We start from the raw sequence: 15,317 nt of genomic DNA on the forward strand, positions 1-15,317 counted from the left end.
CGCGCGCCAGCCGACACTTATCTCCAGCAATGCCGGATAGCGCCTTCGGAGGCGCCGCCGTCCTCGGCGTCTGCGCGCCGCCGCCGCGTGTGGTGCGAGGGGACGGGGATCGTGGCCGCGCAAAAAGAAAGAGCGGCGGGTTTCCCCGCCGCTCTCCGTAGTCGTCGTTTCTGAGTGGGCGTGGTTCTTAGAACCGCGCCGACACCCGGAAGAAGGCCCGGCGACCGACGTAGTCGTAGTTGCCGAGCTGCGAGATGCCCTGACGGAAGCCCGCATAGGGCGACACGGCCGGCGGATGCTCGTCGAACACATTGTTCACGCCAGCCTGCACGCTCCAGTCGCCGAAGTTGCGGCGGACCGAGAAGGTGTGCGTGGCCGTGAACTCGTTATGCATCTTGTTCACGACGTAGTTCGGGTCCTGAGCGGCCGCGCCGGGGATCGTGTAGCCCGGCAGGAGCGTGCCGGTGGGACCGGTGACTGAGGGGCAGTCGACGAAGGTTACGCCGCCGTCACCCGAGCACCGATAGTAGCGGCTGATCGCGGACGTCTCGTCGAGGCCGGCCGCCTGGTACAGTTCCAGGTCAGAGGCCTTGCCGAACATCGTCACGCCCCAGAACAGCGTCCAGTCACCCCGGTCGAAGCGGAAGTTCAGATTTCCGCTGAAGTCAGGGCCGTCGTAGCTGTACGTCGAGCCGTTCAGGTCCTGAACCGGAGAGTCCGGGAAGAGCTGAGACACGTCCTGCAGCTGCCAGGTGAACTGACCATCGATGGTCAGATCGCCGAAGCCGAACTCGTGACCGTAACGGACCGACAGGTCGATGCCGCGGTTGGTCTGCTCGGCGATGTTCACGTAGGGGTTCTGCACGGTCAGGATCGCGAACGTCACGGGATCCCGGGTGAACAGGGCGCAGAGCGGATCGGTCGGATAGGCGACCGAGCGGTAGCACTGGCTCAGGATGTTGGCGGTGCCGTACTGGGTCACCTCGTCGGAGATTTCGATGTGGAAGTAGTCGACCGCCACGTTCAGGTCGATGAACGACGGGGTCCAGACCACACCGATGGTCGAGGCTTCGCCGGTCTCGGCCTGGATGTCCAGGAAGGCGCCGCCCTGCGCGATCGCCGTGGCGGAGCCATTGCCGGCCGCGGTGTATCCTGCAGGAACGCCCTCGGCGGCGCAGTTCTGCTGGATATTGGCGTTTCCGTTCAACTCCCACTGGATGCAGGGGTCGATCTGCGCCTGGGTCGGGAACGAGGTCTGGTTGCCCAGGAACTGCTCGTACAGAGACGGGGCGCGGAACGACGTGCCCCGCGTGGCGCGGATGCGCCAGGACGGGTTGATCTGCCAGTTGATCCCGACCTTGTAGGTGTCGGACCGGCCGTACGAGTCGTAATCGGAGATCCGGCCCGAGACGTTGGCCGTCAGGCTGTCGATGAACCGCACGTCGCGGATCAGCGGCACCTCCAATTCGGCGAAGGCCTCACGCACCGTGTCTTCACCGGCGGTGATGCCCGCCGAGGAGGAGCCCCAGATGTTGCCCAGGCGAACCTGTTCATCCGGCACGTCGTTCAGTTCTTCACGGCGCAGGTGGAAGCCGACGGCCGCCGCCATGGGACCGGCAGGCAGCTCGAACAGGTCGCCACTGAACACCGCTTCCACGTACTGATGGGTGTACTCGGTATTGCCGACCGCTTCGAACATCAGGAAGTTGCGCTCGGCGTCCGAGAACCGGCCTTCCAGGACGTCCTGGGTGGTCCAGCGCACACCGCCCGGCAGATCCGAGCAGTCGTAGTTCGACAGGTTGTCGAAGAAGGTCCCGTCCGTCTGATAGCAGGCGTCCGCGCTCGTCAGGGTAGTGACCGCGGGGTCAACGCCCGTGACAGCCGCAACACGGTCGGCATACAGAGCGTCCGGGTTGCGGTATTCGCCTTCCGAGCGCGCCCACTGACCGTAGATGTCGTAGCCCCAGTTGCGCAGGAACCCGAGCGAGAAGTCTCCCCGGATGCCGACCACAGCGCGCGTGTAATCCACGTTCTGAATCTGCGTGGACGTCATCGGGATGATCGGCAGGATCGTCGCCGCTGAGAAGGGCAGCCCGTTATCCGGCCGTTGGGCGGTCGGAATGAAGGCGCTGGTCGTCGGGAAGAACTGACGCGCGCCTTCCTGCGACGAGCGGCGCTTGTTGTGCATGAACTCGCCGTAGAGCTCCATGCCAGGCGTCAGGTCGTAGTTGAAGTTCGAGAAGACCGTATAACGGTCCACTTCGCCGATCAGCGACGCCCGGCCGTAGAAGTCGAAGGGCCCTTCGCCGTTGGAGCCGAACTGGTAGTTGCCGTGAGCAAACGTGGCCGGGAAGCCGCCGCGGCCCTGACGCACCATGTTGGCGATCCAGACGCTGGCGCCCTGCTGCGGCGTGGCGTAGGTGCGGCCTGCGACGGGGTAGAAGAAGTCCATGGTGCCGCCGCCGGCGTTGGCGCGCAGCACGCCCGCGAACAGACCGAAGCACTTGTACTCGCCGGTGAACGGATCGATCAGGTCGACCCGATCACCAGCAGGGTCCTGGACGCTGGTGTAATAGTCTTCAGCGCAATCCAGATAGTCACGCTGGCCGCGGCGCAGGGGCTCCTGGGCGAAGTAGTCGAAGCCGACGGCGAAGTTGCCGCGGTCGAAGGTGGCGCCCCAGGTGCCGCTGACACGGTACTGCTCGCCGCCTTCCTGCGCGGGCACATTGGCGTAGGCGTCGAACTGGAAGCCGTCCAGGTCGCGGCGGGTGATGTAGTTGATGACGCCGGCGATGGCGTCCGAGCCGTAGACCGACGAGGCCGAGTCGTTCAGGATCTCGACCCGCTCGATCATCGACTGGGGCAGCACGTTCAGGTCGAAGGCCTGCACCGTGCCGCGCGTGCCCGCCGGACCGGCGCGCTTGCCGTTGATCAGCGACAGGGTGCGCTGGGCGCCCAGGCCGCGCAGAGACACCGACTGAGTGCCGCCGCCGCCCGTGCCGACGAAGCCGGTTAGGGTGTTGTTGTTCTGGAACGAACCGGAGGCGACCGACGACTGCTGCAGCAGCTCGGCGGTGTCGACGATGCCCTCCAGCGTCGCCTGCTCCGAGGTGATCACGGTCACCGGCGCGGCGGAGTTGAACTCGTTGCGGCGGATGCGCGAACCAGTGACGGTGACGGCTTCGACCTCGGTGGCCTCGTCCTCGTCCTCGTCATCCTGGTTGGCGGTCTGGGGCTGAGCCTGGGCCATGGCCGACACCGGCGCGCCGGCGACGGCGGCCAGGGTGACGACGGCGGCGCCGCCCAGCAACAGCTTCTTGAAATCTCTCATTACGCTTAGCTCCCCTCGGGTGAAGCCCGCATATGCGGTATTGCTATCCAACCGGCACGGATTCGGCCGGTATTCCGCCATCTTCTAGACACCGGGCCTGCTTGCTCAACTGAAACAGTGTCTTATGTTTTCAGTTAGAAAAGCATCTGCGTACCATTTCGACTGAAGCGACATTTGCGCAACAGCGATACGACACACTATTGGCTGATTGGAGCCGCCTGGGCGATTATCCGATCCAGCCGGTCGAGCAGGTCCCGTCCGGCCGGCGTAAGGTGCAGAGAGCGGCTGCGTCGATCATCCGGGATTTCCCGGGCCTCAATCAACGCAGGCCATGGCTCCGACACGCCCGACAGCGCCTTCACGATCCGGGTTGTTCGGGGGCCTGACAGGCGCGCCACCACGGCGAGTTCGGTGAGGTTCAGGCCTTCATTCTCGCACACGTAGAGAAAGCCGATCACCTCCGGCAATCCGACGCCCGGCAGGATCTCGCGCATCTGTTCCAGGCAGGCGAGGGGGCTGCTGCGCCGCCGCGTCCGGTTCGAAGAGCGCGGCGTCACAGATCGTACGAGTGGAGGCGGCCAGTGCGATTGATACGGCGCTGTGAGGCCTGGACCGGCGCCGAGTTTTTCCGGGATCGGGACCTCGGCCGCTGGACCTCAAGTTTGGCCTGAGGGTACTCCGCCTGAATGGCCGACATCAGCGCGGCCAGCGGACCGGTCGCGCCGTCGGCGGGGCCGTTCTCATTCTCGTCGATCTCGATGATGATCTTCGCCTGATATCGCATGGAGTGGCAGGGCCTTAGAGGCCATCCCCTTCCTGATGCAGCTTGGCGGCCAGATAATAGCCCTGGCCATACGCCGTTCCGATCAACGGAGAATCAGCATCGCCCAGTTTGCGCCGGAACCGCGAGATCAGCGTGGCGGCTGACCTGCGGTCAGCGCCCGAGGATGCGCTCAAAGCTTCCGACAGAGCGCTCTGCGGGACGGGTTCGCCGTCGGCCGACTGAAGAACGCGCAGCAACTGCATTTCTTGGGCGGTCAGCCGGATCGTCAGACCCGTGGGGCCGGTGAGCACGCCGCGCCGCCAGTCGATGCGCCAGGCCGAGCCGGCGGCGGCCTCGGCAGGAGGGGCCCGCCGCAGCAGGGCGCGCAACCGCGCGACCAACTCCCTGCGGCTTTGGCGCCAGCTCAGGACGTCGTCGATGCCGAGCTCAAGGGCGATCACCCGGTCAACCTCCTCGTCCGAAGGGCTCAGAACCGCCAGGGGCCGGCCGTTGCAGAGGTTCACGAGGTGAACGATCTGGTGGGGCGAGAGGTCGGGCATGATGGCCAGGACCGCCCGGGCGCCGTCCATGGCTCGCGACGAGCTGCGGACATCCGGTCGCAGTCCGGCCGCCCGCGCCATAGCCAACAGTTCGTCCAGATGAGGCGTCGCTGCAGCGGACGCGCAATAGACGACCAGTTCGCCTGCTTCGGCGTCTCCGAACTGAGTTCCTCTCAAGATCGCCTCAGGCACGCTGATCCGGCTTGCATACATCGAAAGTGACGCTGCGGAAGGTGGCATTGGGATAGCCTAATTACACGAGCGATCGCTGTGTTGAAGCCAGGGGTCTAATAATTACATAGCAAAGGGGGTCTATTCGCGCTGCAATGATGCGATGAAGGCGTTGGAATATGCGTTCAATCGACGGGTATTACATCATTGCGTCATTTCGGCGGGATTTTGACGCAGATCAGCGCGCCATTGAGGCGCATCATTACAACAATTTAATCCGTGAATGGTAAAGCTTGTCGTCTGGCGCACTGCGGCTGCCGCAGCTTTCTCAGACCCGCGGCGATGTCGGTCCGACCCGCCTCAGTAAGGATCCACGGCCTCGAAGGCGGCCAGTCCGGCGCTCAAGTCGGCGATCAGGTCGTCCGTGTGCTCAAGGCCGATCTGCAGACGAATCAGCGGGCCCTCAAGCTGCGGCGGCGACTGACGCAGACGCACCTGCGGGGACTCGAACGTCGCCAGGCTCTCATAGCCTCCCCAGGAAAAACCGAGGCCGAACAGCTCCAGCGCGTCCAGCATGGCTTCGGCGGCCGCGTCTGGGCCGGGCCGCATCACGACGCCCATGAGTCCTGAGGCGCCCGTGAAATCGCGTCGCCAAAGCGCATGCTGGGGAAAGCTCTCAAGGGCCGGCCAAAGGACGCGTGACACCTGGGGCTGGGTCATGAGCCATTCGGCCACTCGCTGAGCGGCGGCCTGCTGCGCATCCATGCGCACGGCCATGGTCCTGAGACCTCGCAGTAGGAGAAAGACATCGTCAGGCGAGACGTAAAGGCCAAGGTCCTCAATGGTTTCGTGCAGGCGCCGGATCAGGGCCGGGTCCCTCGCCGCGATCGAGCCTCCAAAGACATCGGAATGGCCGCCGACGTGCTTGCTCAGCGCCTGAACGCTGATGTCGGCGCCGTGCGCCAGCGGTTTGAACCATCTGCCCGCCGCCCAGGTGTTGTCGACCAGGCTGACGACGCCCCGGCCGCGGCAGGCCGCAGCCAGCGCCGGCACATCCTGCAATTCAAAGGTCGCGGTGCCTGGCGATTCCATCAGCAGCAACCTGGTGGCCGGCCCAAGGCCATCGATGATCTCGTCCGTCGTGGCCTCGGCGGGGTGGTAGCGCACCGAGGCGCCCAGCCGTGTCAGCGTTCGCTCCATGAAACGCCGGCTGGGCCAATAGCAGGCGTCCGTGGCCAGTACTTCGTCGCCCGGCTTCAACACGGCGAGGAGAGGGACGGTCACCGCCAGCAAGCCGGTGCCCACGACGAAGGCGCGCTCTGCGCCCTCCAGGTCGGCGAGAGCCGCCTCTAAAGCGGCGTGTCCGCCTGAGCCTTCAATGCCGTAGACAGGGCCGCTGGCGGGGTCGCGCAGGTCCTTGGCCCGGGCGTTCAGCAGCGTGGTGCCGCGCTCGATGGCCGGGTTCACCGTGCGGCGGCCGCTCGCGGGCCTGCGGGTCGCGTCGCGGATAAGCCGAGTGGTTTCATCCATGGGAGCGTTCCCCAATCAGGCTTGACGGCTTGCATCGGCCGGCCGCAGGGGGCAGGTGTATCGGCGCGCCCCTCAAGCTCGCAAGCTGGAGATCAGCCGTAGATGCGCCGACTGGCGACCGTTGTTGCTTTTCTCGTCCTTTCAGCCTGTGGACGCGATGAATCGACGCCGCCTGTCGAGGCCCAGCCCCTGCCCGAGACCGACAACGCCGGCGTCGAAACCGTGCTGGGCCCCCGTGAACCTGGTCCCACCCAACGCGCCATCCAGGCCAGGGGGCGGCTGAACTGCGGGATCCATCAGGGGTTGGCGGGTTTCGCCCTGGCTGACAATCGGGGCAGGTGGCAGGGCTTCGACGTGGACTTCTGCCGCGCCATCGCCGCCGCTGTGCTGGGCGATGCTAACGCCGTTCGGTTTGTGCCGCTGAGCGCGCGCGATCAGTTCGAGGCCCTGCGACGAGGTAGGGTCGACGTGCTTGTCCGGGGTACGCCGGTCGGTGTGGCCAACGACGCGCGAGAAGGGGCTGACGTCGCCGCCTACACCTACTTTGACGGTCAGGGCTTCCTCGCGGCGCGCGGCCTGAACCTGACCAGCGCCGCTGAACTGTCGGGCGCGCGCATATGTGTCGAGGGCGGTTCGGCCGCGGCACTCAACGTGGAAGACTACTTCCAACGTCGTGGGCTGACCTATGAGCCCGTGGGCTTCGCCAGCGAGAGCGAGGCGCGACGTTCATTCTCCGAAGGCCGATGCGACGCCGTGGCGGGCCAGATTTCTCAGCTGGCGGCGCTGCGCGCCACCCTGGCCAACCCCGACGCCCAGGTGCTGTTGCCGGATATCATCGCTGATACGGCCAGCGGGCCCATGGTCAGCGAAGACGATCCCCAGTGGCGCGACGCCGTGCGGTGGATCACCCATGCGCTGATCCTGGCTGAGCAGATGGGGCTGACGCGGGACAACGTCGCGGAACAGGCAGAGTCACAGGGATCGCCCGTTGAGGTGCGGCGCCTCTTGGGCCAGAGCGGCGCCTTGGGTGATGCGTTGGGCCTGCGCAGCGACTGGGCGCTCAGGGCCATCGGCGCTGTCGGCAATTACGGCGAAGTGTTTGATCGTAATCTCGGCCCGCGATCAGTACTGCGACTGACGCGAGGGCGGAACGCCCTGTGGAGCGCGACGCCTTCGGGCCTGATCTACGCGCCGCCCGCGCGCTAGCCTGTCACGATCTCGGCATCGGGACTTGAGGCCCACTCGGCCCAACTGCCGTCATAAAGGCGCCCTTCGACGCCCAGTCTCTCCAGCGCCAGCAGGACGATGCAGGCCGTTACGCCGGACCCGCAGGAAACGGCTACGGGGCGTGCAAGATCGATCCCAGCAGCCTCGACACGGGATCTTAGCGCTCCGGCAGGTCTCAGCCGGTCATGATCGATTAGATCGCTGAAGGGCAGGTTGACCGCGCCGGGGCCATGGCCGCTACGCAGGCCCGCGCGCGGTTCGGGCGCTTCACCACGGAAGCGGGGCGCGGGGCGGGCGTCGATCCATTGGATCGCCCCCTCCGCTACGGCTGTCCTGAGACCGCCGCGATCGATCAGCAGCTCCGGCCGGGGCCTGGCCGTGAAGTCGCCCGCGGTCGGGTCGGCCGCTCCGGTCTCCAGTACGCCTCCCGCCTCGCGCCAGGCAGGCAGGCCGCCGTCCAGCACCCGCGCACAACCACTCATGGCCTTGAAGCAGAACCATGCACGCGCAGCGGAAAACAACCCTTGCTGGTCGTAGACAACGACCTCGTCGCCGTCGTTGACGCCCAGCCTGCGAGCATGGGCCTGAAACGTGGGCGCGGATGGAAACACGTGGGGCAGCGGAGAGTCCTGCTCGGCCACGGCGTCGATGTCGAAGAAGGCCGCGCCTGGAATCCGCGCCTGCCGGTGGGCCGTTTCGAGCGCGCCTTCCGCCACGCTCCAGCTGGCGTCCAGAACCCTGAGCGCCGGCTCCCCGAGCCGGGCTTTCAGTTCGTCGGCCGCAATCACCGGATCGACCGCGCCCGGCACGCCTCAGCCCTTCTGCAGGGCCAGCTGGATCACATCGGTGCGGCCGGTGGAGAACCCCGCCTCGCAATAGGCCAGATAGAACAGCCACAGCCTCCGGAACCGCTCGTCGAACTTGCCTCCTGTGATCTGGGGCCAGGCGGCCTGGAACCGCTCCGCCCAGGCGGCGAGGGTGCGGGCATAGTCCTGGCCAAAGCGCTCAATCCCGGTCCAAGCCAGTCCGACCTCGTCGGTTCGCGCCTTGAGGACGCTTTCGCCGGGCAGATCGCCGCCCGGAAAGATGTACTTCTGGATGAAGTCCATCCGCTTCAGATAGTCGGCGAACAGGTCGTCCCGGATGGTGATGATCTGCAGTGCGGCCCGCCCACCGGGCCTCAGCACCTCGGCCAGCTTGGCGAAATAGGCCGGCCAGTATTGGCGTCCTACAGCCTCGAACATCTCGATGGAGGCCACGCGATCGAACTGGCCCTCCACGTCGCGATAGTCGAGCATGCGGATCTCGACCTGATCCGACAGGCCTTGGCGCTGCATGCGGGCCTGGGCGAAGTCGTACTGCTCCTTCGAAATGGTCAGGCCGGTGACCCGCGCCCCACGCTTGGCCGCGTGCTCGGCGAAGCCGCCCCATCCACAGCCGATTTCGAGCACATGCTGGCCAGGCTGCAGGTCCATGGCCTGGCACAGGGTCTCGTACTTGCGCTTCTGGGCCGCCTCCAGCGTCTCGGCGTCGCCGACGAAACGAGCCGAGGAATAGGTCATGGTCGGGTCCAGCCAGAGGCCGTAGAAGGCGTTGCCGAGGTCGTAGTGGGCGTGGATGTTCTTGCGCGACCCCGACCTGCTGTTTCGGTTCAGCCGGTGCCCGACCCAGTTCATCGCCTGGACCAGCAGGTTGCCGTGGAACAGGCGGCGGATCCCGTCATGGTTCATCGCCAGCACGCTCAGCAGGGCCGCCAGGTGCGGGCTGTCCCACTCGCCGGCCATGTAGCCCTCGGCGAAGCCAATGTCGCCCGAGCCGAAGACCCGGCGTGCAAAGCGCGGATTCTTGACGATCAGGACGCCGCGCGGGCCCGGCGCCTTGCCGTCGATGCGAATGACGCGCCCCTCAGGGGTGTGCACCTCGATGCCCCCAAAGGACCAGACGCGCGCCATCAAGGCGACGAGCGTTCGGAAGACCGGGTCCTTCAGCTCGGCCCAGGGGCGCTGAGTGATGGCGGCGCTGTCCGCGCCGGAAGTGGACGTCAGGCTCAAACCGCGCGCTCCTGTTGCACAGTCAGCAGTAAAGTATAGGCACGCCGACGGCGGGAACCAACCGTCACGCCGAGAGGGCCTGGCGATAGGCGTCCAGCGCTCGGAGGCGCGTTTCCCGCAGATCGACGATCGGGGCCGGATAGCCGTCGGGCGGCCCAGAGGGCAGGGTCCAGGGGGCATGAATCGCCTGGGCCGGCGCCCTGGCCAGCTCAGGGACCCAGCGCCGCACGTAGACGCCGTCCGGGTCGAACCGCTCGCCTTGCGTCACTGGGTTGAAGACGCGGAAGTAGGGCGCCGCATCGACGCCAGAGCCCGCCGCCCACTGCCAGTTCATGGCGTTCGACGCAGGGTCCGCGTCGACCAGCGTGTCCCAGAACCAGGCCTCGCCCCGGCGCCAGTCGATCAGAAGGTTCTTCACCAGGAACGAGGCGACGATCATGCGCACGCGATTGTGCATGAAGCCCGTCCGCCACAGCTGGCGCATGCCGGCGTCGACTATGGGAACCCCGGTTCGGCCTCGGCTCCAGGCCCGGAACCCGACGGGATCGTTGCGCCAGCGGATCTTGTCGTAGGCGGGCCGCGCCGCCTTTCGCCCTAGGTCGGGGTCGTGAAACAGCAGGTAGGCCCCGAAAGCCCGCCAGTTCAACTCGGTCTCAAGCTTGGCGACCTGTGCTTCGAGGCCCGGCTCGAGGTGCCGGCGAAATCTCGCGGCGGCCAAAACGTCGTCGGGGGCGATCTCGCCCCATCGCAGGTGAGGGGACAGGCCGCTGGTCCCATCCCGGTCCGGCCGGTCTCGGTTCTCTGGATAGTCCTGCAGCGCCTCATCGAGAAAGCGGTGCAGCCGGGCCTGGGCGCCGGCCTCGCCGGGGGTCCAGACCTCGCCGAACTGGGAGGCCCAGTCGGGCGAGACAGGCCTGAGGCCCCACGCCGACAGCGCTTCGGACGCCGGCCAGGACGGCGGCGGGCTGAAGGTGGGATCAGCGATGCGTTCGGCCGGCGCCTCACGGGCCTTGAGCGCTCGATCGAAGGCGCCGAACACCTGATAGGGACGTCCCTGCTGGGTCAGCAGGTCTTCCGGCGCCACGCGGCCGGTTTCGTGGACGATGTCCAGCTCGGCGTCGGAGCGGGCCAGCATCCGACGCGCCTCGGCCTGCATGGCGGCGGCGTCGGGCTCATAGCGCCGGTGCGCCACGACGCGGCGGGCCCCGGTCTCCTGGGCCAGGGCGGCGAGGACGTCGCAAGACCGCCCCCGACGCAGAATCAGCCGCGCGCCATGGGCTTCGAGGTTCTTCGCCAGCGCCGCCAACGAGTGGTGGAGCCACCAGCGCGAGGCGCCCCCCAGCGGACGGTCCACGCCCTCGTCATCCAGGATGAAGACCGGGATCACGGGCCCGGCGGCGCAGGCCGCACTCAGGGCCGCATTGCGCCCAAGCCGAAGGTCGCGGCCGAACCAGAACAGGACAGGAGCGGCATCAGACGCCATTATTCCGCCGCCTCATTTTCCCCGCCCTTGTAAGCCAAGCCCCGCAACGCCAGTTTCTACGGCGTCCCGTTCGCAGCAGTTCACCGTCTGGAGTCTCTGTCCTTGTCCGCCCCCAACGCCCGCATCCAGATCGATGTCCCCAACGCCCAGCCCGTGGTGATCGGCGGGGGCGAGCGCCTGGCCATCATCGCCGGCCCTTGCCAGATGGAGAGCCGTCAACACGCGCTGGAGACGGCGCAGGCATTGAAAGAGACGGCCCAGCGGCTTGGGATCGGGCTGATCTACAAGACCAGCTATGACAAGGCGAACCGCACCTCGGCCAACGCCGCGCGGGGCATGGGCCTGTCCGGGGCCATGCCGGTCTTCGCCGAGATCCGCGAGACGCTGGGCCTGCCGACACTGACGGACGTTCACGAGACCCAGCATTGCGCCCCGGTGGCCGAGGCGGTCGACGTGATCCAGATTCCCGCCTTCCTGTGCCGCCAGACGGACCTGCTGGTGGCCGCCGCCCAGACCGGCCGCGCCATCAACATCAAGAAGGGCCAGTTCCTCGCCCCCTGGGACATGAAGAACGTCATCGCCAAGGTGACGGCGGCGGGCAATCCCAACGTCATGGCGTGCGAGCGCGGCGCCTCCTTCGGCTACAACACGCTCGTCTCCGATATGCGCGCCCTGCCGATCATGCGCGAGATTGGGTGCCCCATCGTGTTCGACGCCACCCACTCCGTGCAGCAGCCGGGCGGGCAGGGGACGTCCTCGGGCGGTCAGCGCGAGTTCGTGCCGGTGCTGGCGCGCGCCGCCGTCTCGGTGGGCGTGGACGCCGTCTTCATCGAGACTCATCCAGACCCGGACAACGCACCCTCCGACGGCCCCAACATGGTGCCCATGGCTCAGTTCGAGGGTCTGGTTTCAGACCTTCTGGAGTTCGACGCCCTGGCCAAGCGCCGGCCGCTGTAAGCGCGTTGCGAAGCGGCGCCGAACGGCTGTAGCGTCCGCCCATGCGGCGGCTGTTTTCCTTTCAGGACAAGCTGACGACGCGTCAGCTGGTGGGGCTGACGCTGCTGGGCCTGCTGTTCGTCCTGGCCGCGGCGGTTGTCATCTGGCGCGAAGATATCCTGCGCACGGCGCTGGATCCCAAGGTGCCGTTCCAGACCTATGATCCGCCGCCCGCGCCCGACTACAGCCAGCCGTCCGCCTGGGCGCTCGCGCCTGCCGACGCGCCGCCGCCCGGCCAGGCCGCCATCTTCTTCATCCACCCGACGACCTTCGACGGCGGAGGCCACTGGAACGGCCCCATCGACGATGACGAGGCGAACGCCTTCCTGCGCCGCGCCATGCTGCCGAATTACGCCGGGCCCTTCTATCGCGTGGGGGCCATCTATGCCCCGCGTTACCGTCAGGCCAGCCTCTACGCCCAACTGACCCTGAGGGAGGATGCCCGCGAGGCCCGCATCTTCGCCTATGGCGACGTGCGCCGCGCCTTCGAGGCGTTTCTTGAGCGTGTCGGCGACGAGCGCCCCCTCATCCTGGCGGGCGTGGGGCAGGGGGCTGACCTGCTCGATCATCTGCTGATGGACATGGCAGCAGACCCGCGCCTCACCGGCCGGATCGTCGCCGCCTACATGGTCGATGCTGCGGTGCCCGCGGCGCGATATGCGCCCGGTGATCCATTGCCCGCCTGTGAAAATCGGGATCAGGCCGGCTGCGTGGTGGCCTGGCTCCAGGTTCGCGAAGGGGCCGAGGAGCTGGCGCGGCGCAGGCTGGAGCGGGCCCTGGTCTGGACGCCCGCGGGGCGGCTCGACTACCTCGGCGACAGGACCGCGCTGTGCGTTAATCCGATCCTGGGCGCGCGCACGGACTCGGCTGCGCCGGCCCGCCTGAATCTCGGGGCCGCCAACGCCACCGGGTTGGAATGGGGCGCGCGTCCGGCCTTCCTGTCCCGACAGGTGGGGGCTCAATGCCGGGATGGGGTGTTGCGCTATTCGCAGCCGGAGTCGCGCACCACCTTCCGCGATGAGGGCACGTGGGCCGACCAAAGAAAGTCGCCTCAATACAATCTATTCTACGCGGATATTGAGGCTGACGCCGAAGCTCGACTGGCCGTCTGGCACCGCCTGGAGACGGCCGCCTAGCCTGCGGCGGTGACCGCCTCGCGCCAGTCAAACAGCGAGGTCAGCACGCCCAGCGCCGCCTTGCGGTCTGGCTTGAGCGGGCCCTGCAGCACAAGCCGCGCATCATCCGCCGCGGCGAGCATCAGTTCGCGGTGCGCGTGCGGGTCGGCGAAGCGATAGGCGGGAAAGCCGGACTGCTTCAAACCCAAAGGGTCGCCGCCGCCTCGTAGGGCGAAGTCCTCTTCCGCGATCCGGAAACCGTCGTCCGTCTCTCGCAGGATTTGAAGCCTTTGCGACGTGGCCTCGCCGCCGCCTCCGCCCTGGAGCAACAGGCAGGCGCTGTGCGCCGCGCCCCGTCCGATGCGTCCACGCAGCTGATGCAGCTGGGCCAGGCCAAAGCGCTCCGCATGCTCCACCACCATGATGGTGGCGTTGGGCACGTCCACGCCCACCTCGACGACCGTTGTGGCCACCAGAACCGCCGTGCGCCCCTCGGCGAAGGCGGTCATGGCGGCGTCGCGCTCGGCCGCGTCCATCTGGCCGTGAACCAGGCCAACGGGCACGCTCAGCCGCTCGGTCAGGTCCCTGGCCCGCTCCTCGGCTGCGGCCAGGTCGGCTACCTCCGACTCGGACACCATGGGACAGATCCAATAGGCCTGGGCGCCGCCTCTGGCCGCGGCGTCCAGCCGCTCGATGGCTTCGTCGGCGCGCGCCAGGGGCAGAACGCGCGTGGTGACGGGCTTGCGGCCCGGCGGCTTTTCCAGAAGCCGGCTCACGTCCAGGTCGCCAAACTGCGCCAACTCCAGCGTGCGTGGGATCGGGGTCGCCGACATGGCCAGCAGGTGAACGGCCTCGCCCTTGGCCACCAGGCGGTCGCGCTCCGCCACGCCGAAGCGGTGCTGCTCATCGATGACCGCCAGCCCCAGCGCCTTGTAGGCCACGGCGTCCTGGAACAGCGCGTGGGTGCCGAAGGCCACCTGGGCGCGGCCCTCGGCCAGCGCCGCCAGCTTTTCCGCTCGGCTCGCTCCCTTGTCCCGCCCGGTCAGCAGCACGGACGTTACGCCTGCAGCCTCCAGCAGGGGCACCAGCCGCTCATGGTGCTGTCGCGCCAGGATTTCCGTGGGGGCCATGAAAGCGGCCTGATATCCCGCCGCCGCCGTCTCCACCGCAGCCAAGGCCGCCACGACCGTCTTGCCTGAGCCGACATCGCCTTGCAGTAACCGACCCATACGCTGGCCCGACTGCAGATCGGCGCCGATCTCGTCGCATGCCTTCCGCTGATCGCCGGTCAGGGCGAAGGGCAGGGCGGCGATCAGCCTGCGCCCCGCCTCGGACGGTGCGATGCGCGGCCCAGGCTTGGCCTGGCGCTGGCGCCGCCGCTTGGCCAGGGCGATCTGGTGCGCCAGCAGTTCGTCATAGGCCAGCCGCGCCCGCGCAGGGCTCAGCGGATCGAGTTCGGCCTCGCTTAAGGGATGGTGCAGCGCCGTGATCGCCCCATGCCAGGAGGGCCAGCGCCGCGCCGCCAGCCAGGCCGGATCCTGCCATTCCGGCAGCTCCGGCGCCTTTTCCAGCGCGTTCAACGCCACCTTGCGAAACTGACGCGAGCTGAAGTTGGCCGAGCCGGGATAGACCGGCTCCACGGCTGGGATCTCGTCCGCCCGCTCGGAGGGCAGCACAAAGTCGGGGTGCGGGATCTGCACCTCGCCGTTGAAGAACTCGACCTTGCCTGAAACGACCCGCGTCTCGCCTACGGGCAGCTGTTTCAGCAGGCTGTCGCCATAGGTCTTGAAGTAGACTAGGTGGACGAACCCCGTCTCGTCATAGGCTCGCACCCGATAGGGCGCGCCGATCTTGTGCGACGGCACATGCCGATCGATGGTCACGGTGAAGATCTGGACCTGGCCCTCCACGGCGCTGTTCGCCCTGGCTTTAGCTCGCCGGATCAGCCCGGTCGGGCCTGTGAACAGCACGTCGCGCACGCGCGGCCCGGCCAGACGGCGCACGATCGGCTCCACCTTGGCCCCCACGCCCTTCAAGGTGGCGGTCTCGGCGAACAGCGGGAAGAGAATCTCGGGCCGCATGGCTCTACA

12 protein-coding genes are annotated in these 15,317 nt (G+C 67.4%); 3 read left to right on the forward strand and 9 right to left on the reverse strand.

What is annotated here, in order from left to right; genetic code table 11:
- Positions 1-187: 187 nt before the first annotated feature.
- The 5 genes from Q0812_RS04215 to metC all read right to left on the reverse strand — a co-directional run bounded on the left by Q0812_RS04215 (position 188) and on the right by metC (position 6,355).
- Positions 188-3,331, reverse strand: a complete 3,144-nt coding sequence (locus tag Q0812_RS04215; protein WP_302109037.1) for a TonB-dependent receptor plug domain-containing protein — start codon at positions 3,329-3,331, stop codon at positions 188-190.
- A gap of 197 nt (positions 3,332-3,528) precedes the next feature.
- The gene (locus Q0812_RS04220; protein ID WP_302109038.1) at positions 3,529-3,825 is read right to left on the reverse strand and encodes a hypothetical protein; all 297 of its coding nucleotides are present in this window, start codon (positions 3,823-3,825) and stop codon (positions 3,529-3,531) included.
- A gap of 59 nt (positions 3,826-3,884) precedes the next feature.
- Positions 3,885-4,115 carry a hypothetical protein gene (locus Q0812_RS04225; RefSeq protein ID WP_302109039.1) on the reverse strand — a complete coding sequence of 77 codons (231 nt, stop codon included), beginning with the start codon at positions 4,113-4,115 and terminating at the stop codon, positions 3,885-3,887.
- 14 nt (positions 4,116-4,129) lie between these two features.
- On the reverse strand, positions 4,130-4,831 hold the full coding sequence (locus Q0812_RS04230; protein WP_302109040.1) for a winged helix-turn-helix domain-containing protein: 702 nt from the start codon (positions 4,829-4,831) through the stop codon (positions 4,130-4,132).
- A 354-nt stretch (positions 4,832-5,185) separates the two neighbouring features.
- On the reverse strand, positions 5,186-6,355 hold the full coding sequence (metC, locus tag Q0812_RS04235) for a cystathionine beta-lyase (protein WP_302109041.1): 1,170 nt from the start codon (positions 6,353-6,355) through the stop codon (positions 5,186-5,188).
- A gap of 102 nt (positions 6,356-6,457) precedes the next feature.
- Between metC and Q0812_RS04240 the strand changes: the two genes are divergently transcribed.
- On the forward strand, positions 6,458-7,561 hold the full coding sequence (locus Q0812_RS04240; protein ID WP_302109042.1) for an amino acid ABC transporter substrate-binding protein: 1,104 nt from the start codon (positions 6,458-6,460) through the stop codon (positions 7,559-7,561).
- Here the strand turns inward: Q0812_RS04240 and Q0812_RS04245 are convergent.
- From Q0812_RS04245 to Q0812_RS04255, 3 genes are all read right to left on the reverse strand, one after another.
- Complete coding sequence (locus Q0812_RS04245) at positions 7,558-8,391, reverse strand: sulfurtransferase (protein ID WP_302109043.1); 834 nt, start codon at positions 8,389-8,391, stop codon at positions 7,558-7,560. The genes Q0812_RS04240 and Q0812_RS04245 overlap by 4 nt on opposite strands.
- A 3-nt stretch (positions 8,392-8,394) precedes the next feature.
- Entirely contained in the window at positions 8,395-9,633 is a 1,239-nt protein-coding gene (locus tag Q0812_RS04250) for a class I SAM-dependent methyltransferase (RefSeq protein WP_302109044.1), read from the reverse strand.
- 64 nt (positions 9,634-9,697) lie between these two features.
- Positions 9,698-11,116 (reverse strand): cryptochrome/photolyase family protein, encoded by a 1,419-nt coding sequence (locus Q0812_RS04255; RefSeq protein WP_302109045.1) that lies wholly within the window; start codon positions 11,114-11,116, stop codon positions 9,698-9,700.
- A 102-nt stretch (positions 11,117-11,218) separates the two neighbouring features.
- Between Q0812_RS04255 and kdsA the strand changes: the two genes are divergently transcribed.
- Positions 11,219-12,073: a 3-deoxy-8-phosphooctulonate synthase gene (gene kdsA, locus Q0812_RS04260; protein ID WP_425281540.1), complete on the forward strand. Its 855-nt coding sequence runs from the start codon at positions 11,219-11,221 to the stop codon at positions 12,071-12,073.
- A gap of 41 nt (positions 12,074-12,114) precedes the next feature.
- A complete protein-coding gene (locus Q0812_RS04265; RefSeq protein ID WP_302109046.1) occupies positions 12,115-13,248 on the forward strand; it encodes a DUF3089 domain-containing protein in 1,134 nt (377 codons plus the stop codon).
- Here the strand turns inward: Q0812_RS04265 and recG are convergent.
- Complete coding sequence (gene recG / locus Q0812_RS04270; RefSeq protein ID WP_302109047.1) at positions 13,245-15,308, reverse strand: ATP-dependent DNA helicase RecG; 2,064 nt, start codon at positions 15,306-15,308, stop codon at positions 13,245-13,247. The genes Q0812_RS04265 and recG overlap by 4 nt on opposite strands.
- Positions 15,309-15,317 lie beyond the last annotated feature (9 nt).

It is taken from the genome of Peiella sedimenti (assembly GCF_030504955.1).
GTDB lineage: Bacteria > Pseudomonadota > Alphaproteobacteria > Caulobacterales > Caulobacteraceae > Brevundimonas > Brevundimonas sedimenti.

Bases quoted from the DNA above. Each gene is read 5' to 3' on its own strand.
- Q0812_RS04215 (WP_302109037.1), bottom strand. From the start codon at position 3,331: ATGAGAGATTTCAAGAAGCTGTTGCTGGGCGGCGCCGCCGTCGTCACC.
- Q0812_RS04220 (WP_302109038.1), bottom strand. From the start codon at position 3,825: ATGCGCGAGATCCTGCCGGGCGTCGGATTGCCGGAGGTGATCGGCTTT.
- Q0812_RS04225 (WP_302109039.1), bottom strand. From the start codon at position 4,115: ATGCGATATCAGGCGAAGATCATCATCGAGATCGACGAGAATGAGAAC.
- metC (WP_302109041.1), bottom strand. From the start codon at position 6,355: ATGGATGAAACCACTCGGCTTATCCGCGACGCGACCCGCAGGCCCGCG.
- Q0812_RS04240 (WP_302109042.1), top strand. From the start codon at position 6,458: ATGCGCCGACTGGCGACCGTTGTTGCTTTTCTCGTCCTTTCAGCCTGT.
- Q0812_RS04255 (WP_302109045.1), bottom strand. From the start codon at position 11,116: ATGGCGTCTGATGCCGCTCCTGTCCTGTTCTGGTTCGGCCGCGACCTT.
- Q0812_RS04265 (WP_302109046.1), top strand. From the start codon at position 12,115: ATGCGGCGGCTGTTTTCCTTTCAGGACAAGCTGACGACGCGTCAGCTG.
- recG (WP_302109047.1), bottom strand. From the start codon at position 15,308: ATGCGGCCCGAGATTCTCTTCCCGCTGTTCGCCGAGACCGCCACCTTG.